Raw genomic sequence first — 15142 nt, 5'->3', positions numbered from 1 at the left:
GAAGCCATGCTTCCGGGCATGGCTTCGGCGATTGCCGACCAGACTTCCCGGCACACCTTGAGGACTATCCGACGACTGCTGTTGTGTTCTTCACCCTACCCGGGAGAGCCGGGAGAAACCGTCCTGGTCGACGGCCTCTCCCGGCTCTTCACCGGTCACTCGGGACGGACGCCGGGGCGGTCAGTCCTCGCTGGAGGCGGCGCCGGGCAGCCTGCTCTGGATGAGGTCCATCACCGAGGAGTCGGTGAGGGTGGTGACATCTCCCAGGGCACGGTTCTCGGCCACGTCACGCAGCAGCCGTCGCATGATCTTGCCGGAACGGGTCTTGGGCAGCTCCGCGACCGGCAGGATGCGCTTGGGCTTGGCGATCGGGCCGAGATGCTTGGCGACATGGGCGCGGAGCTCCTCGACCAGCCCCTCCTCCTCGCTGTCCACGTTGCCGCGCACGATGACGAAGGCGACGATGGCCTGCGTCGTCTGCGGGTCCGTGGCGCCGACGACGGCAGCTTCGGCGATCTTGGGGTGCGACACGAGTGCCGACTCCACCTCGGTGGTCGAGATGTTGTGGCCGGAGACCAGCATGACGTCGTCGACCCGGCCGAGCAGCCAGATGTCCCCGTCGTCGTCCTTCTTGGCACCGTCGCCCGCGAAGTAACGATTCTCGAAACGGGACCAGTAGGTGTCGAGGTAGCGCTGGTCGTCACCCCAGATCGTGCGGAGCATCGACGGCCACGGCTCGGTCAGGACGAGGTAGCCGCCCCCACCGTTCGGAACCTCCCTGGCCTCGTCGTCGACGACGGTCGCGGAGATGCCCGGCAGCGGAATCTGGGCCGAGCCCGGCTTGGTGGCCGTGACACCCGGGAGCGGGCTGATCATGATGGCGCCGGTCTCGGTCTGCCACCAGGTGTCCACGACCGGGGTGCGGTCGCCGCCGATATTCTTGCGGTACCAGATCCAGGCCTCGGGGTTGATGGGCTCGCCCACGGAGCCCAGGATGCGCAGCGACGACAGGTCGAACTTGGCCGGGATGTCGTCACCCCACTTCATGCAGGCGCGGATCGCGGTCGGCGCGGTGTAGAGGATCGTGACGCCGTACTTCTGGACGATCTCCCACCAGCGGCCCTGGTGCGGGGTGTCCGGGGTGCCCTCGTAGAGGACCTCGGTGGCGCCGTTGGCCAGCGGGCCGTAGACGATGTACGAGTGACCCGTCACCCAGCCGACATCGGCGGTGCACCAGTAGACATCCGTCTCCGGCTTGAGGTCGAAGACGGCCCGGTGGGTGTAGGCGACCTGGGTGAGGTAGCCGCCGGTGGTGTGCAGGATGCCCTTCGGCTTACCCGTCGTGCCCGAGGTGTAGAGAATGAACAGCGGGTGCTCGGCGTCGAACGCCTCGGGGGTGTGCTGGTCGGACTGGCGGTCCACCAGTTCGTGCCACCACACGTCGCGGCCGTCGGTCCAGGCGGTGTCCTCACCGGTGCGCCGGACGACGAGAACGTTGCGGACGTTCTCCGTACCGGGGCGGGTCAGGGCCTCGTCCACGGCCGGCTTGAGGGCGGAGGGCTTGCCCCTGCGGTAGCCGCCGTCGGAGGTGATGACCACCCGTGCGTCGGCGTCCTCGATGCGGGTGGCCAGGGCGTCCGCGGAGAAGCCTCCGAAGACCAGGGAGTGCGGGGCACCGATGCGGGCGCAGGCCAGCATCGCGAAGACCGCCTCCGGGATCATCGGCAGGTAGATCGCGACCCGGTCACCGGCCTGGACGCCCAGCTCGATCAGGGCGTTGGCGGCCTTGGAGACCTCACGCTGCAGCTCGGCGTAGGTGATGGCGCGGGTGTCGCCCGGCTCCCCCTCGAAGTGGATGGCGACACGGTCACCGTTGCCGGCCTCCACATGCCGGTCCACGCAGTTGTAGGCAACGTTGATCTTGCCGTCGGCGAACCACTTCGCGAACGGCGGGTTGCTCCAGTCGAGGGTCTGGGTCGGCTCATTCGCCCAGGTCAGCTGACGGGCCTGCTCAGCCCAGAAGCCCAGCCGGTCAGCCTTGGCTTGTTCGTATGCCTCGGCGGTGACATTGGCGGCCGCTGCCAAGTCGGCCGGCGGTTCGAACCGCCGCTCCTCTTTCAGCAGGTTGGCCAGGCTTTCATTGCTCACGACTACTCCCATTCCATGGGTGTCCGCTGTGGTCCCGGCGACAGCACATCAGGCCAATACCGGGCCTGACAAGAGCTTGCCACAAGAGGTCTAGACCTGTAGAGGTGGAGATTCCGCCGACTCTCCGGCCCCGGTGGACCGGGCCTCTGGCTGTACCGGTGCGAAGGTTTTGCCCTGGTTGCTGAGCAAGTACGCCTGTGCTTCGGCCACATGGAAGTACATTCCGTGCAGTGTGAGCGTGCCCGCCGTCACCCGCCGGGCCACCGAGGGGTGGGCCGACAGATGCTCCAGTTGCTGCATCACATTTGTGATACAGAGCCGCTCAACTGAGTCGCTGACGGGTCTGCCCGAGATCACCGGCTCCGGGTCCCCGCCGCGCAGACGCTCCAGACTCGGGAGTCCGTGGCGCAGCCAGCGGCCCAGTGGAGTGCCGAGTGCACTCGGTGGCGATTCAAGCAGCGCCTGCATGGCCCCGCATCCCGAGTGGCCGCAGACCGTGATGCTGCTCACCCCCAGGATGTCGACCGCGTACTGGATGGCTGCCGCCACGGAGTCGTCGGCCGAGTCGGCGCCCGGCGGGGGTACGAGATTGCCGATGTTGCGGACGGTGAAGAGGTCGCCGGGGCCGCTGGAAGTGATCATGCTCGTGACGAGCCGTGAGTCGGCGCAGGTCAGGAAGAGCTGGGACGGCCGCTGGCCTTCCCGGGCCAGACGCGCCAGTTCCTCGCGGACCAGTGGTGCGGTGTTCCGCTGGAAGGCCCGCAGGCCGCCCGCGAGCTGGACGCTGCCGGCTGTCGGATGCCGCTCCCCGGGCGGTACGGGCTCCCCGGGCCCGCCCTGTACGCACTGGTGATTGCGCCAGGGGGTCCAGGGCCTGCAGCCGTGCCCGGGCGACGGTTCGCAGATGTCCTGCCCCGCCCGGCCCGTCACGGCGACCCGTCCGCCCTCCGCGACATGGGTCTCGCGCCAGTGGTGGAGCGTTTCGTAGGCCGCGTGGTCCATGAAGGAGCCGTCCAGTTCGACCAGCGCGGTGGCCCCCGGTGGCACCTGGCCGAGGGCGCGGCTCAGCCGGGGCACCGCCAGGAACGTCAACTGGCCGTGCGCCCGGACCTGGTGGACACCCCGGGACTCGCTCACGGAGATGCGGGTCCGGGCCAGCCGGTGCAGGGAGACGGCCAGGGCTGCGGCGATCCCCAGCAGGACCCCCTCCAGCACGCCGGCCAGCACCACACCCGCGACCGTGGCCGCGTAGACCGGGAACTCGCGGTGCCGGTGGACGTTGCGGATGTGGGCGTAGCTCACCATCTGGACGCCCACCATGGCCACCAGCGCACCGAGGGCGGCCAGCGGGATCTGCTCCAGTGCCGAGGCCAGTAGTCCGGCGGCGAGCAGCACCCAGATCCCGTGGAGGACGGTGGACCAGCGGCCGGTGGCGCCGGCGCGGACGTTGGCCGAGCCCCGCATCGCGCCACCGGAGACCGGCAGTCCGCCGAGCAGCCCGGAGACGGCGTTGGCCGCGCCTTGTCCGCGCAGTTCGCGGTTCAGGTCGGCCTGGGGCGGTGCGGCGGCCGCGGGCCGGTCACGGGCCAGCCGGTCGACAGCGACAGCGGAGAGCAGTGACTCCAGGGCGCCGACGAGTGCGACCGTGAGCACCGCGGCGAGCAGACCCAGTACCGGGCCGTCCGGCGCCTCCGGCATGATGTGGGCCCGCCAGGAGGGCAGATCGACGCGGTCCAGCTCCGGTGCGGCCACCACGGTCACGAGTGTGGCGACGGCGACCGAGGCCAGCGCGGCGGGCAGCCGGCACAGGACCCGCCCCGCGCGGCCCGGCAGCCGCGGCCAGCCGACGAGGACGGTCACGGTGAGCACCCCGACGGCGAGCGCCGCGGTCGGGGCGTCGGCCAGCTCGCCGGGGAGGGCCCGGAGGTTGCCGAGGACCGTGCTGTGCGGCTCGCTGCCGAAGACCACGTGCAGCTGGCCGAGGGCGATGGTGACACCGATCCCGGCAAGGGTGCCGTGCACGATGGCGGGGCTGACGGCGAGCGCCGCGCGGGCCACCCGGAGCCAGCCGAGGGCGAGCTGGAGCAGACCGGCGAGAACGGTGATGCCGCAGGTGGCCGGCCAGCCGTAGACCTGGATCAACTCGGCCGTGACGACGGTGAGTCCGGTGGAGGCGCCGGTGACCTGGAGGGATGACCCGCCGAGAAGCCCGCCGAGGATGCCGCCGACGGCGGTGGCGATCAGCCCCGCCTGCAGTGGCGACCCCATGGCCACGGCGAGGCCGAGCGACATCGGGACAGCGATCAGGAAGACGGTTGCGGAAGCGGCGAGATCGCCGGCGCGGGGCGGGGTGCAGGGGGACACGGGAGACGGCCTCCTGGGCTCTGCCGGTACGCGGTATGCCAACTCTTGGTAAACGAACCGTAATGCAGAGTAAAGACCCTGAGGGGTCATTCGGGACAAATCATCCGCCGAATGACTCAATGGAGTGAATATGTGTGTTTATCGGCTTGTCGGACTGAACCGTTTCTCCTCCCATGCGACCTTGGGCCGCGCTGTGTCGGCAGTGCACGAGGCGGAGGAAAGAAGGTGGGCCGATGGCCGCCCCGCGGAGAGTGACCACAGGGACCGTCGCCGCAGTTCTGGCGCTGTCGGTCGCCGGCTGCTCCAGCACCGGGGAGCGGAAATCGGATGACGCCCGGCAGGGGTCCGCGGGGCAGGGGACGGCCTCCGGCCGGGTCCGGCTGATCGGCGACGGATCGACGGCCTTCACCGGCCGCCAGCCGAACCAGCCCGTCCCGAGAAGGCTGGCAGCCGGCAGCCGGCCGCCCCAGTTCGTGGTCTTCTCCTGGGACGGCGCCGGTGAGGACGGCCAGAAGCTCTTCTCCCACTTCCGCCGGATCGGCCGGGAGTACGACGCGCAGATGACGTACTTCCTGAGCGGCGTCTACGTCCTTCCGCACGCCCGGCGCGAGGTCTACAAGCCGCCGCGGCACGCCCCCGGCTCCTCGGACATCGGCTTCAACGACATCGGGGGGATCAAGGCCACCCTTGAGCAGATCCGCGGGGCCTGGCAGGAGGGCAACGAGATCGGCACCCACTTCAACGGGCACTTCTGCGGTTCGAACGGCGGCGTGGGAACCTGGACGACGGACGAGTGGCGCAGCGAGATCGAGCAGGCCGAGGCCCTCGTCAAGAACTGGAAGACGCACACCGGTCTCGACGGCGCCCCGCCGCTGCCCTTCGACTACGAGCGGGAACTCGTCGGCGGCCGCGCCCCCTGCCTGGAGGGACAGCGGAGCCTGCTGCCGGCGGCGAAGGCCAAGGGCTTCCGCTACGACGCCAGTTCACCCGGGGGCCTGCAGGTCTGGCCGTCGAAGAAGAGCGGCCTCTGGGACTTCCCGCTCCAGCAGATCCCCATCCCCGGGCGCGGATTCGAGACGCTCTCGATGGACTACAACTTTCTCGCCAACCAGTCGGGAACGGTCCGGGGCGACCCCGCGCAGCACGCCGTCTGGAGCCGTCAGATGCGCGACGGGCTCCTGCAGGGCTTCCAGCGCGCCTACGACGGCAACCGGGCACCCTTCTTCATCGGCAACCACTTCGAGTCCTGGAACGGCGGCGCCTATATGCGGGCCGTCGAGGAGGCCATCAAGGAGATCTGCCCGAAGGAGGACGTGCACTGCGTGACGTTCAAACAACTGGCGGACTGGCTGGACGTCCAGGACCCCGAAGTCCTCGCGAAGTTGCGCACCCTCGGGGTCGGGCAGCGGCCGCGGGACGGCTGGACGGCCTTTCTCGGCGGCCCGTCCGCCGGAACCGGCCGGTCCGCGGAGCCCCGTCGCCCCGCGGAACCGGCCGGAAGGGCGCGGTCGGCGGGCGGCCCCGGCCGGGTCAGGCAGGCTGCGGAGTGACCGTCCGCTCGTCGAGGACGAAGCCGGGGTCCACCTGGGCCGCCAGGTCGGTTCCCGTGCGCGCGTTGCCCCAGCTCTCCGCGTTCCGCAGGTGGAAGTGGACCATCTGGCGGGTGTACCTGCGCCAGTCGCGGCGCTCGTAGGAGCGGTCCGCGGCCTCGTGCAGCGTCCGCAGGGCCGCCAGGTTGGACTCCTCCAGCATGCTGAAGCGGGGCGGGCGGCCCTTCTCCATGGCGCGGACCCAGTCCGAGTGGCCGAAGACGGTCAGCAGGTCCTCCCCAGCCTCCTCGCGGAGAAAGGCCAGGTCATCCGGGCCCTGCACCTTGTTTCCGATCACGCGCAGCGTGACGCCGAAGTCGTGGGCGTACTCCTTGTACTGGCGGTAGACGGCGATGCCCTTGCGGGTCGGCTCGGCCACCAGGAACGTCATGTCGAAACGGGTGAACATCCCGGAGGCGAAGGAGTCGGAGCCGGCCGTCATGTCGGCGACCACGTATTCCTGCCGGCCGTCCACGAGGTGGTTGAGGCAGAGTTCGACCGCCCCGGTCTTCGAGTGGTAGCAGGCCACTCCCAGGTCGGCCTCGGTGAACGGGCCCGTGACCATCAGCCGGACCTCGCCCTCGTCGAGCGCGACGCGCCGGGCACAGGCGGCGAACACGGGGTTGTCCTCGGAGAGCCGCAGCAGCCGGGAGCCCGTGCCCGGCGGGGTGGTCTTGATCATGGTGTCGGCCGAGGCGATGCGCGGATTGGCGCCTCGCAGCCAGTCCTTGATCAGCGGCAGCCGGGCGCCCATGGCCGGCAGGGCCGCCGCCTCCTCGTCGCCGAGGCCCAGGGCCGGACCCAAGTGCTGGTTGATGTCGGCGTCCACGGCAAGCACCGGAATTCGGGCGGCGGCCAGTCGGCGGATGAAGAGCGAGGACAGCGTGGTCTTGCCGCTGCCGCCCTTCCCAACGAAAGCGATCTTCATGTTCATCAAGCGTAGCCGCTTCGGCACGCTGTGTGAGGGATGTCAGTGAACAAGACCACTCCATCGGGAGGGCGGGCCTCGCAGTGCGTAGGGTCGTGCTCATGCGTACGAATGCCGATCCGCTCACCGCTCTCGGCGCCCTCCCGGGCGTGGCCGCATCCGTGGACTCCGTACGGAAGGCCGTGGACCGGGTCTACGGCCACCGGGTGATGCGCCGCCGGAGTACCGAGATCACTTCCGAGGCCGCTCTGCGCGGTGCGCGCGGCTCCGCGGCGCTCGCCGGCGCCGACTGGGCGCTGGAAGAAGTCCGCAGGCGCACGGACTTCAGCGGCGAAGGAGAGCCGCGGGTGGTGGGCGCTGCTCTGCGGCTGACCGCGGAGGCGGGGCAGTTGCTGGCCGTATGGCGGCAGTCGCCGCTGCGCGTCCTGGCCCGGCTCCATCTGGTGGCCGCCTCGGGAGCGGCGCCGGACGAAGCGGTGGGTCGGCCGCGGCTGGCGGACGAGCCGGTCGACGAGCCGCTGGTGACCCTGCCACTGCCGGAGGCGGGCGAGATGGCGGGACGGCTGGAAGGGCTCGCCGGGCTGTTGCCGGCCGGGAGCGGCGCGCCGGCGCTGGTGACCGCTGCGGTCGTGCACGGCGAGCTGCTCGCTCTGCGCCCGTTCGGCTCGCACAACGGGCTCGTGGCACGGACGGCGGAACGGATCGTCCTCATCGGCAGCGGGCTGGACCCCAAAGCGGTGTGCCCGTCCGAGGTCGGCCACGCGGAGCTGGGAGCCGGGGCCTACGCCGAGGCGCTCGCGGGTTACACCTCCGGTACGCCCGAGGGGGTGGCCGCGTGGATCGCGCACTGCGGACGGGCGGTCGAACTGGGGGCCCGGGAGAGCACCGCGGTCTGCGAGGCCCTGCAGCGAGGCGCTGCCTGACCGGGCTGCCCGGCCGGGAAACGGCCTGACCGGGGATGGCCCGAACTGCGAACGATCAAGAGGGGATCCGGCGGATCCGGAATGCCTCGGAGGGATTTCCCGGCAGGCCGGGAGACCGGGCCGGAGGACGCTTCCCGCAGTCTCGGCCGGACATTGATGCGGCGGTACCTCGCGGTACCGCCGCTGGCACGTCCGCCGGGATACCAGTGCGTGCACGAGATGCGCATCAGGTCGGACCTGGGCCCGTGACCTGGTGCGACTGGCCCGTATTCGACGGGTCGGCGTCGCGTGGGTGCCCGGCTTTCGTGCTGCGGTCCGTGGGGCCGTGGACAATTGCGGAAGACCTCTTGGAAAGGTCCCCCCGGTCTCACGGGCCGGTCATTCCTTTGTACTCCTCCGGCCCGGCAAGCGGAAGCCCGGGCCGGGATTCACTGCCCGGTTCTCATGCCCGTGCGTACGCCGCACGGCGCCGGCCGGCGTACCAGACGAGTCCGGCGGCCGCGACCGCCGCCGTCACCGCGGCCGCGGCGACGACCAGGGGGCGGTTCGGGGAGGTCCAGGCCGGCCCCCAGGCGGGAAGGGAGAGCGACGGCGAGCGCTGCTTCAGCCGGACCGGCCGGTCGAAGGAAAGAACTGGCCAGCCCCGGGCCACGGCCTCGCGGCGCAGCCCGCGGTCGGGATTGACGGCATGCGGATGGCCGACCGCCTCCAGCATGGGTATGTCGGTGATGGAGTCGCTGTAGGCGTAGCAGCGCGTCAGGTCGTACCCCTCGCTCTCGGACAGCCGGGCGATGGCCTCGGCCTTCGCGGGTCCGTAGGCGTAGTACTCCACCTCGCCGGTGTAGCAGCCGTTCTCGACGACCATGCGGGTGGCGACAGCACGGTCCGCGCCGAGGAGCCGGCTGATCGGCTCGACCACCTCGGCGCCGGAGGTGCTGACGATCACGACGTCGTGGCCTGCGGTGTGATGCCGTTCGATCAGCGAGGCGGCCTCGTCGTAGATGATCGGGTCGATGAGGTCGTGCAGGGTCTCGGCGACGATCTCCCGCACCTGCTGGACGTTCCAGCCGCGGCACAGCGCGGAGAGGTACTCCCGCATCCGTTCCGTCTGGTCGTGATCGGCGCCGCCGAGGAGATAGACGAACTGGGCATAAGCGGTGCGCAGGACGGCCCGGCGGTTGATGAGGCCGCCTTGGTAGAAGGACTTGCTGAAGGCCAGTGCGCTGGACTTGGCAATCACGGTCTTGTCGAGGTCGAAGAAGGCGGCTGTGCGCGGCAAGGAGTGGTTTTCCACGGGTTGAGCATAAGGCCCTCCATTCGGCGTAAGCTGAGGCGCGTGGGTTTGCCTGAGAAGGCCCTCGGGTACACCATGGAAGTCACGGATCGTTCGCGACCGTGCTAACCCGGCCCGACTCCTCCCCCCCCGAGTCGGCCGTGGGGACGACCCCCGCTCTCCCCCCCGGCGGGGGTCGTCGCATGTCCGGACGCATTTTCGCGGCTCCCGCCCGGTGGACGGCGCGTCGGCAGCTCTCTCCGTGGGGCCGCTTCCCCCAGCCTCTGCTGTTACTCAGAGTTACTGCAATGCTGCGCTTGGAAGTCACCGGTTTAGGTGGTCCGGATATTCACAACTGCTGAGTTGTCCACAGATTTGGACCAAGATCCACGGGATTTCCCGGATCGCCGCACGCTGATTCCCACGAGGTTCGCGGAGTGAGAGTGCCGAAGCGAGAGGGGATCCGCCATGAACGGACTGAACACTTCCGATCGGCTGGAAAGCGCCTTACCGGGAGCGGGGCCGCCCCTGGTCGTCACGGAGGACGCGGAACTGCTGGACGAGCTGCTGCGGCTGTGCGCCGCGGCGGGCGCCGAGCCGGAGGTCTGCCACGGCGTACCGGAGCGCGGCAACTGGGAGCGCGCACCACTGGTCATCGTGGGAGATGACGCCGTGCCCCGGCTGCGCAACGCCGTGCGGAGAGCGGGAGTCCTGCTGATCAGCCGGGACTCCGAGGACCACGGCGTATGGCAGCGGGCCGTCGGTGTCGGCGCCGATCACGTCGTCCCGCTCCCCGGCTGTGAGGCCTGGCTGGTGGACCGGATTGCCGACGCCCTGGAGGGCCCCGGAGCACCGGCGCTGGCCGTCGGTGTGATCGGCGGCCGGGGTGGTGCCGGGGCCAGCACACTGGCGTGCGCGCTCGCGGTCACCGCCGCCGGCGACGGGCAGCGCACGATGCTCGTGGACGGCGATCCGCTCGGTGGCGGGCTGGATGTGCTCCTCGGCGGGGAGAGCGTCCAGGGGTTGCGCTGGCCGGCGTTCGCTCAGTCACGCGGCCGGGTGGCCGCCGGCGCGCTGGAGGAGTCCCTTCCGCGACTGCGCTCCCTGCGGCTGCTCAGCTGGGACCGGGGCGACACGGTGGGCGTTCCCCCGGAGGCCATGCGCTCAGTGCTTTCCGCGGCGCGGCGGCGGGGCGGTGTCGTGGTCGTCGACCTTCCCCGGCGGCTGGACGAGACGGTCGTCGAGGCGCTCGCCCAGCTCGATCTGGGCTTGCTGGTGGTGCCGGCCGGGCTGCGATCGGTCGCCGCGGCGCATCGGGTGGCGTCGGCCGTCCGCCCGCTGCTTCCCGATCTCCGGGTCGTGGTCCGCGGGCCCTGCGGGGCAGGACTGGACGACGAGGAGATCGCCGGACTGCTCGGGCTCCCGCTGGCCGGGGAGATCCCCCCGGAACCCGGGCTCCCCGGGGAGGCCCCCGGTGATTCCGTCCCCGGCGACAACCCCCGCGGGCCGCTGGCCCGGTTCTGCTCGGCCTTCTGGGGCCGGGCCCTGACGAGCGGTGGGGGTGCGGTCGGATGAACGGCACAGAGACGAGCCGGCTGCCCGCCCGGCCCGGCTGGGCGGGACAGTCCGCGGAAGGCGGCGCGGCGCCGCCCCCGGGGCCCGGGCGCGCCGGCCGGGTGGCCGCCCCGGAGCCGGAAACGGCGGAGCACCCATGGCAGCGGCAGCCGGTGCCGCCGTCCCTCGTCGCGGCGGTCCGGTTGCGGCTCGCCGAGACGGGGGCGGAGCCGACACCGGCGCGGGTGGCCGCCGCGCTGCGGTCCGAGGGCCGGCTGCTGGGGGACGCCGGAGTGCTCGCCGTGGTGACGGCGCTGCGCTCGGAGCTGGTCGGAGCCGGTCCCCTGGAGCCGCTCCTCGCCGATCCCGGGGTCACCGACGTCCTGGTCACGGCCCCCGACCGGGTGTGGGTGGATCGCGGCCGCGGGCTCGAACTGACGGATGTGGGCTTCGCTGACGCCGCTGCCGTGCGGGCACTGGCCCAGCGGCTGGCGGCCGTGGCAGGGCGGCGGCTGGACGACGCTCGGCCGTGGGTCGACGCCCGGCTGCCAGGGGGCACCCGGCTGCACGCGGTGCTGCCGCCGGTGGCTGTCGGATCCACCTGCCTGTCGCTGCGGGTCGTGCGGCACAAGGCCTTCGGCCTGGCACAACTGGTCACTGCGGGGACGGTGCCGCCCGGCGCCGAACGGCTGCTGCGGGCGCTGCTGGAGGCCCGGCTGTCCTTTCTGGTCAGCGGGGGCGCCGGGGTGGGGAAGACCACGCTGCTGTCCAGTCTGCTGAGTCTGGCGGGTACCGCCGAGCGCATCGTGCTCGCCGAGGACTCGGCGGAGTTGCGCCCCGAACATCCGCACGTGGTGCGCCTGGAGACCCGGCCACCGAACCAGGAGGGGACCGGCCGGGTCACTCTGCGGGATCTGGTGCGGCAGGCCCTGCGGATGCGGCCCGACCGGCTGGTTGTCGGCGAAGTTCGCGGTCCGGAGGTGACCGATCTGCTCGCCGCGCTGAACACCGGTCACAGCGGCTGCGGCACGGTGCACGCCAATGCCGCGGCCGACGTCCCCGCACGGCTGGAGGCTCTCGGCTCCACCGCGGGGCTCGACCGGGCAGCGCTGCACAGCCAGTTGGCGGCCGCCCTGTCGGTGCTCATCCATCTGGTGCGGGACCGCGGGACGGGCCTGCGCCGGATCGCGGAGGTCCATGTCCTGGAGCGGGACGGCACCGGCATCGTCACCACGGTCCCGGCAGCGGTCTGGGACGCGGCACGGGCCGAGCCCGTACTCGGCCCCGGATGGCCGCGGCTGAACCGGCTGCTGGCGACGCCCGGTGGCGCGAGCCCGGCTCCGGGAGGCACGTGGTGACCGGGGTGGTGGACCACGCCGCCCCGGGAGCGGCCTGGGCGGCACTGCTGTGCGCGGGCCTGGCGGCGTGGCTGTCGGCCGCGGGCCAGGGCCGACGGCGCCGGGCAAGGGCGCTGCTGCCCGGCGCGGTGCCGGTTGTGCACAGCCCGCGGGTCCTCCGTCCGTACGTGCGGGGGTGGGCTGCCGCCCGGGCGCAATGGGAGCGAACCAGGCGTCGGCTCGGGCAGGAGTGGCTGTGCCTGCCGGCCGGGTGCCTGGTCGGCTGGCTCGGTGATTCCCCGCTGCCACCGCTCGCGGCTCTGGCGGCCGTACCGCTGGTGCGGCGCCGGCTGCTGAGGCGGGACGAGCGGCGGGCGGGGGAACGGCGCGCCGCGGAGGTCATCGAGTTCTGCGCGGTGATGGCCGGGGAGCTGCGGGCCGGCCGGCAGCCGGCGGAGGCGCTGCTGGCCTCGCCGGCCCGGCCGGGACCCTGCCAGGCGTCGGTGGCGGCCGCGGCCCGGTACGGCGGTGACGTCGCCGGAGCACTGCGGCAGGCGGCCCGGTGGCCGGGCGCGGAAGGTCTGGCCGGAGTCGCGGCCTGCTGGCAGGCGGCGGCCGACACCGGAGCCGGGCTCGCCGGCGGGCTCGACCGGGTGGCGGCCGCCCTGCGGACCGAACGGGAGCAGCGGGAGGACCTCCGCGCGCAGCTCGAGGGGACCAGATCCACCGCCGCTCTGCTGGCCCTGCTGCCGGCCTTCGGGCTGCTGATGGGCACCGCGCTCGGCGCGGACCCGCTCCGGGTCCTGCTGCACACCCCGGCGGGCCTGGCTTGTCTGGTGACCGGAGCGGCACTGGAGTTCACGGGCCTGGCCTGGACCGGGCGCATCGTGCGGGCGGCGGAGAGGGCCGGTGGCAGCCCGTCGGCCGCGGGGGAGCGCCCGCGCCCTTCCCGCCCCGGGCGCGCGGAGCGAGCCGAGCACAGCGAGTACACCGACGGGCCGGGAATCGGCCGCGTTCCCGCGGCCGGACGGAGGAGGACGACATGAACACGGAGTTCGTCCACAGCCTGTGGGCGGCGGTGCTGGCGGGCGGAGCGGTGTTCGCCGCAGCGGTGCTGCGGAACGCTCGGTCCCGGGCTTCCCGGCGGCGGCTGGCGCTGCTGCTGACCCCGGTACGGGATCCGCACCGCGACGGCACCGTGCTGCACCGTCGTCCGGGGCGTGACGCGTCACGGCCGGGCCGCCGGTGCTCCGGCCGGGTCCGTCGTGCGCGCTGGGCCGGGGCGGTCCGGGAATGGTGGCCGGCAGTCGGTGCGGCACTGGCCGCCGTGGCCGTCATCGGCGGAGCGGCCGGCTGCGCGGTGGGGCCGGCGGCGGGATACGCCGTACGCAGATGGGTGCGAGGAAGGCCGGGCCGGAGGAGCCGGCAGAGTACGGACACGGCCGGGCTGCCGCAGGCGGCGGACCTGCTGGCGGCCTGCCTGGCCGCCGGTGCGGGACCGCGCGAGGCAGCCCTGGCGGTGGGCCAATCCCTCACCGGGCCGGTCGGTGAGCGGTTGGTCCGGGTGGCCGCGGAACTGCGCCTGGGCGGTGATCCGGAGGACGCGTGGGGGCGGCTGGCCGAGTTGCCGGGGACGGCCGGGCTGGCCCGCTGCCTGGCGCGGGCGCAGCTCACCGGCGTGTCGGCGGTGGAGCCGGTCACTCGGGTGGCGGCCGAGTGCAGGGCCGGAAGGGCACGGGCGGCGGCGGCCTCCGCGCGGCGGGCCGCGGTGCTCGCCACGGCGCCGCTGGGCCTGTGCTTTCTCCCGGCCTTCTTGACCGTCGGGGTGGCTCCGGTGCTCATCGGCCTGGCGAACCAACTGCTGAGCGGCGCCCGGTGAGCCGTCAGCCACTGCCCAGGGCCCCTCCCGGCCGGAATGTGCTCACGTGATTTCGGCAGGAGACGGCTCACGAACGAACGCCCCACGAGCGGGGCAGAACAAGGGGTTCGGGGATGGACATCTGGATGCGAAACCGCCGGCGTGTGCTGCGCGGAATGGACCCGCAGGCCGGAATGACGACCGCCGAGTACGCGGTTGGCACGATCGCCGCGGCCGGATTCGGCGCTGTGCTCTACAAGGTGGTGACCAGCGATGCGGTGTCCGGCGCCCTGCAGTCCGTGATCGCGAAGGCGCTCGATGCACAGTTCTGACCGCGGATATGTGACCGCGGAAGCGGCTGTGGCGCTGCCGGTACTGGCTCTGTTCACCGTGATGCTCATCTGGGGGCAGATGGTCGCGTCCGCACACCTTCAGTGTGTGGACGCGGCCCGGGCGGGGGCGCGGGCCGCCGCCCGGGCCGAACCGCGGGAAGCCGCGCTGGCCGCGGCCCGCTCGGCCGCCCCGCGGGGTGCGGAGATCGGACTGCGCCACGCGGGCGGACTGGTCCGGGTCACGGTCGCGGTCCGGGCTCCGGGACCGGGGCCGCTGGGCCTCCGGTTACGGTCGGAGGCCGTCGCGGCGGATGAGTCCGCGGCCGGGCCCCCAGGGGATACGGCGCCCGGCCGGCCCGGCACCGGCCCTCCGGCACCGGCCGAACCGGCTGCACCGGCAGGCCCGTCGGAGGAGAAGGGGGCCGGGTGGTGAGCGCGAGGAGACCAACGAAAGCCGACCGGGGTTCGGCCACGGTCTGGACGGCTGTGGCGGCCACGGCTCTGTGCGCCGTGTTCGCCGCTGTGCTGGCCATGGGGCAGGCAGTGGTCACCCGCCATCGCGCGGGCGGCGGTGCGGACCTCGCGGCGCTCGCGGCGGCCGATCACGCGCTGTCGGGCCGGGATACCGCGTGTGGACTGGCCCGGCGGGTCGCCGAGGCGCAGGGCGTCCGGCTGGTTCGCTGTGTGGTGCACGGCGAGGTCTCGGATCTGACCGCCGAGGCCGCATTCGGACCGTTCGTATCGCGGGTCCGGGCGCGTGCGGGCCCGGCGGGGGACGGGCCCGGCGGTGGGTGACCAGGACGGCGGAAGCGGTCGGGGGCCAGGGCTGGGGCGGA

Annotated in this window: 13 protein-coding genes; 9 read left to right on the top strand and 4 right to left on the bottom strand. The window is 72.5% G+C overall.

From position 1 onward, the window contains the following. Nucleotides 1-180: 180 nt before the first annotated feature. Together acs and KBZ10_RS12990 are read right to left on the bottom strand one after the other, a co-directional pair. Nucleotides 181-2148 carry an acetate--CoA ligase gene (gene acs, locus KBZ10_RS12995; RefSeq protein WP_210987735.1) on the bottom strand — a complete coding sequence of 656 codons (1968 nt, stop codon included), beginning with the start codon at nucleotides 2146-2148 and terminating at the stop codon, nucleotides 181-183. A gap of 90 nt (nucleotides 2149-2238) precedes the next feature. Continuing rightward, on the bottom strand, nucleotides 2239-4602 hold the full coding sequence (locus tag KBZ10_RS12990; RefSeq protein ID WP_210987734.1) for a SulP family inorganic anion transporter: 2364 nt from the start codon (nucleotides 4600-4602) through the stop codon (nucleotides 2239-2241). Nucleotides 4603-4745: 143 nt separating this feature from the next. On the opposite strand from KBZ10_RS12990, the gene KBZ10_RS12985 reads away from it, so the two are divergent. Beyond that, entirely contained in the window at nucleotides 4746-6062 is a 1317-nt protein-coding gene (locus tag KBZ10_RS12985) for a hypothetical protein (protein WP_210987733.1), read from the top strand. On the opposite strand, the gene KBZ10_RS12980 is transcribed toward KBZ10_RS12985, so the two are convergent. Beyond that, nucleotides 6043-7029 carry an ATP-binding protein gene (locus KBZ10_RS12980; protein WP_210987732.1) on the bottom strand — a complete coding sequence of 329 codons (987 nt, stop codon included), beginning with the start codon at nucleotides 7027-7029 and terminating at the stop codon, nucleotides 6043-6045. The genes KBZ10_RS12985 and KBZ10_RS12980 overlap by 20 nt on opposite strands. A gap of 101 nt (nucleotides 7030-7130) precedes the next feature. Between KBZ10_RS12980 and KBZ10_RS12975 the strand changes: the two genes are divergently transcribed. Beyond that, nucleotides 7131-7952: an oxidoreductase gene (locus KBZ10_RS12975; RefSeq protein WP_210987731.1), complete on the top strand. Its 822-nt coding sequence runs from the start codon at nucleotides 7131-7133 to the stop codon at nucleotides 7950-7952. A 442-nt stretch (nucleotides 7953-8394) separates the two neighbouring features. On the opposite strand, the gene KBZ10_RS12970 is transcribed toward KBZ10_RS12975, so the two are convergent. Beyond that, entirely contained in the window at nucleotides 8395-9246 is an 852-nt protein-coding gene (locus KBZ10_RS12970) for an HAD family phosphatase (protein ID WP_210987730.1), read from the bottom strand. Between the two features lie 447 nt (nucleotides 9247-9693). Between KBZ10_RS12970 and ssd the strand changes: the two genes are divergently transcribed. The 7 genes from ssd to KBZ10_RS12935 all read left to right on the top strand — a co-directional run bounded on the left by ssd (nucleotide 9694) and on the right by KBZ10_RS12935 (nucleotide 15101). Then, on the top strand, nucleotides 9694-10800 hold the full coding sequence (ssd, locus tag KBZ10_RS12965; protein WP_210987729.1) for a septum site-determining protein Ssd: 1107 nt from the start codon (nucleotides 9694-9696) through the stop codon (nucleotides 10798-10800). Next, nucleotides 10797-12137, top strand: a complete 1341-nt coding sequence (locus KBZ10_RS12960) for a TadA family conjugal transfer-associated ATPase (protein ID WP_210987728.1) — start codon at nucleotides 10797-10799, stop codon at nucleotides 12135-12137. Before ssd ends, KBZ10_RS12960 begins: the two co-directional genes overlap by 4 nt. Continuing rightward, nucleotides 12134-13162, top strand: a complete 1029-nt coding sequence (locus tag KBZ10_RS12955; RefSeq protein ID WP_307847378.1) for a type II secretion system F family protein — start codon at nucleotides 12134-12136, stop codon at nucleotides 13160-13162. Before KBZ10_RS12960 ends, KBZ10_RS12955 begins: the two co-directional genes overlap by 4 nt. Further along, the gene (locus KBZ10_RS12950; protein WP_210987726.1) at nucleotides 13159-13995 is read left to right on the top strand and encodes a type II secretion system F family protein; all 837 of its coding nucleotides are present in this window, start codon (nucleotides 13159-13161) and stop codon (nucleotides 13993-13995) included. Before KBZ10_RS12955 ends, KBZ10_RS12950 begins: the two co-directional genes overlap by 4 nt. Before the next feature lie 113 nt (nucleotides 13996-14108). Continuing rightward, nucleotides 14109-14306, top strand: coding sequence for a DUF4244 domain-containing protein (locus KBZ10_RS12945; RefSeq protein WP_210987725.1), 198 nt, complete (start codon nucleotides 14109-14111; stop codon nucleotides 14304-14306). Continuing rightward, a complete protein-coding gene (locus KBZ10_RS12940; protein WP_210987724.1) occupies nucleotides 14293-14739 on the top strand; it encodes a TadE family type IV pilus minor pilin in 447 nt (148 codons plus the stop codon). Before KBZ10_RS12945 ends, KBZ10_RS12940 begins: the two co-directional genes overlap by 14 nt. 53 nt (nucleotides 14740-14792) lie before the next feature. Then, nucleotides 14793-15101 carry an Rv3654c family TadE-like protein gene (locus tag KBZ10_RS12935; protein ID WP_374223342.1) on the top strand — a complete coding sequence of 103 codons (309 nt, stop codon included), beginning with the start codon at nucleotides 14793-14795 and terminating at the stop codon, nucleotides 15099-15101. Nucleotides 15102-15142 lie beyond the last annotated feature (41 nt).

Origin of the sequence: Streptomyces sp. F63 (assembly GCF_018070345.1) — a bacterium.
In the GTDB taxonomy this organism is placed as follows: Bacteria; Actinomycetota; Actinomycetes; order Streptomycetales; family Streptomycetaceae; genus Streptomyces.
Note: the sequence above shows the minus strand (reverse complement) of the source record. Positions and strands in the feature narration are given on the sequence as shown.

What these genes read in the sequence shown, in the direction of transcription:
- KBZ10_RS12975 (WP_210987731.1), top strand. Translation starts at nt 7,131, where the DNA reads ATGCGTACGAATGCCGATCCGCTCACCGCTCTCGGCGCCCTCCCGGGC.
- KBZ10_RS12960 (WP_210987728.1), top strand. Translation starts at nt 10,797, where the DNA reads ATGAACGGCACAGAGACGAGCCGGCTGCCCGCCCGGCCCGGCTGGGCG.
- ssd (WP_210987729.1), top strand. Translation starts at nt 9,694, where the DNA reads ATGAACGGACTGAACACTTCCGATCGGCTGGAAAGCGCCTTACCGGGA.
- KBZ10_RS12945 (WP_210987725.1), top strand. Translation starts at nt 14,109, where the DNA reads ATGGACATCTGGATGCGAAACCGCCGGCGTGTGCTGCGCGGAATGGAC.
- KBZ10_RS12985 (WP_210987733.1), top strand. Translation starts at nt 4,746, where the DNA reads ATGGCCGCCCCGCGGAGAGTGACCACAGGGACCGTCGCCGCAGTTCTG.
- KBZ10_RS12950 (WP_210987726.1), top strand. Translation starts at nt 13,159, where the DNA reads ATGAACACGGAGTTCGTCCACAGCCTGTGGGCGGCGGTGCTGGCGGGC.
- KBZ10_RS12940 (WP_210987724.1), top strand. Translation starts at nt 14,293, where the DNA reads ATGCACAGTTCTGACCGCGGATATGTGACCGCGGAAGCGGCTGTGGCG.
- KBZ10_RS12980 (WP_210987732.1), bottom strand. Translation starts at nt 7,029, where the DNA reads ATGAAGATCGCTTTCGTTGGGAAGGGCGGCAGCGGCAAGACCACGCTG.
- KBZ10_RS12990 (WP_210987734.1), bottom strand. Translation starts at nt 4,602, where the DNA reads ATGACCCCTCAGGGTCTTTACTCTGCATTACGGTTCGTTTACCAAGAG.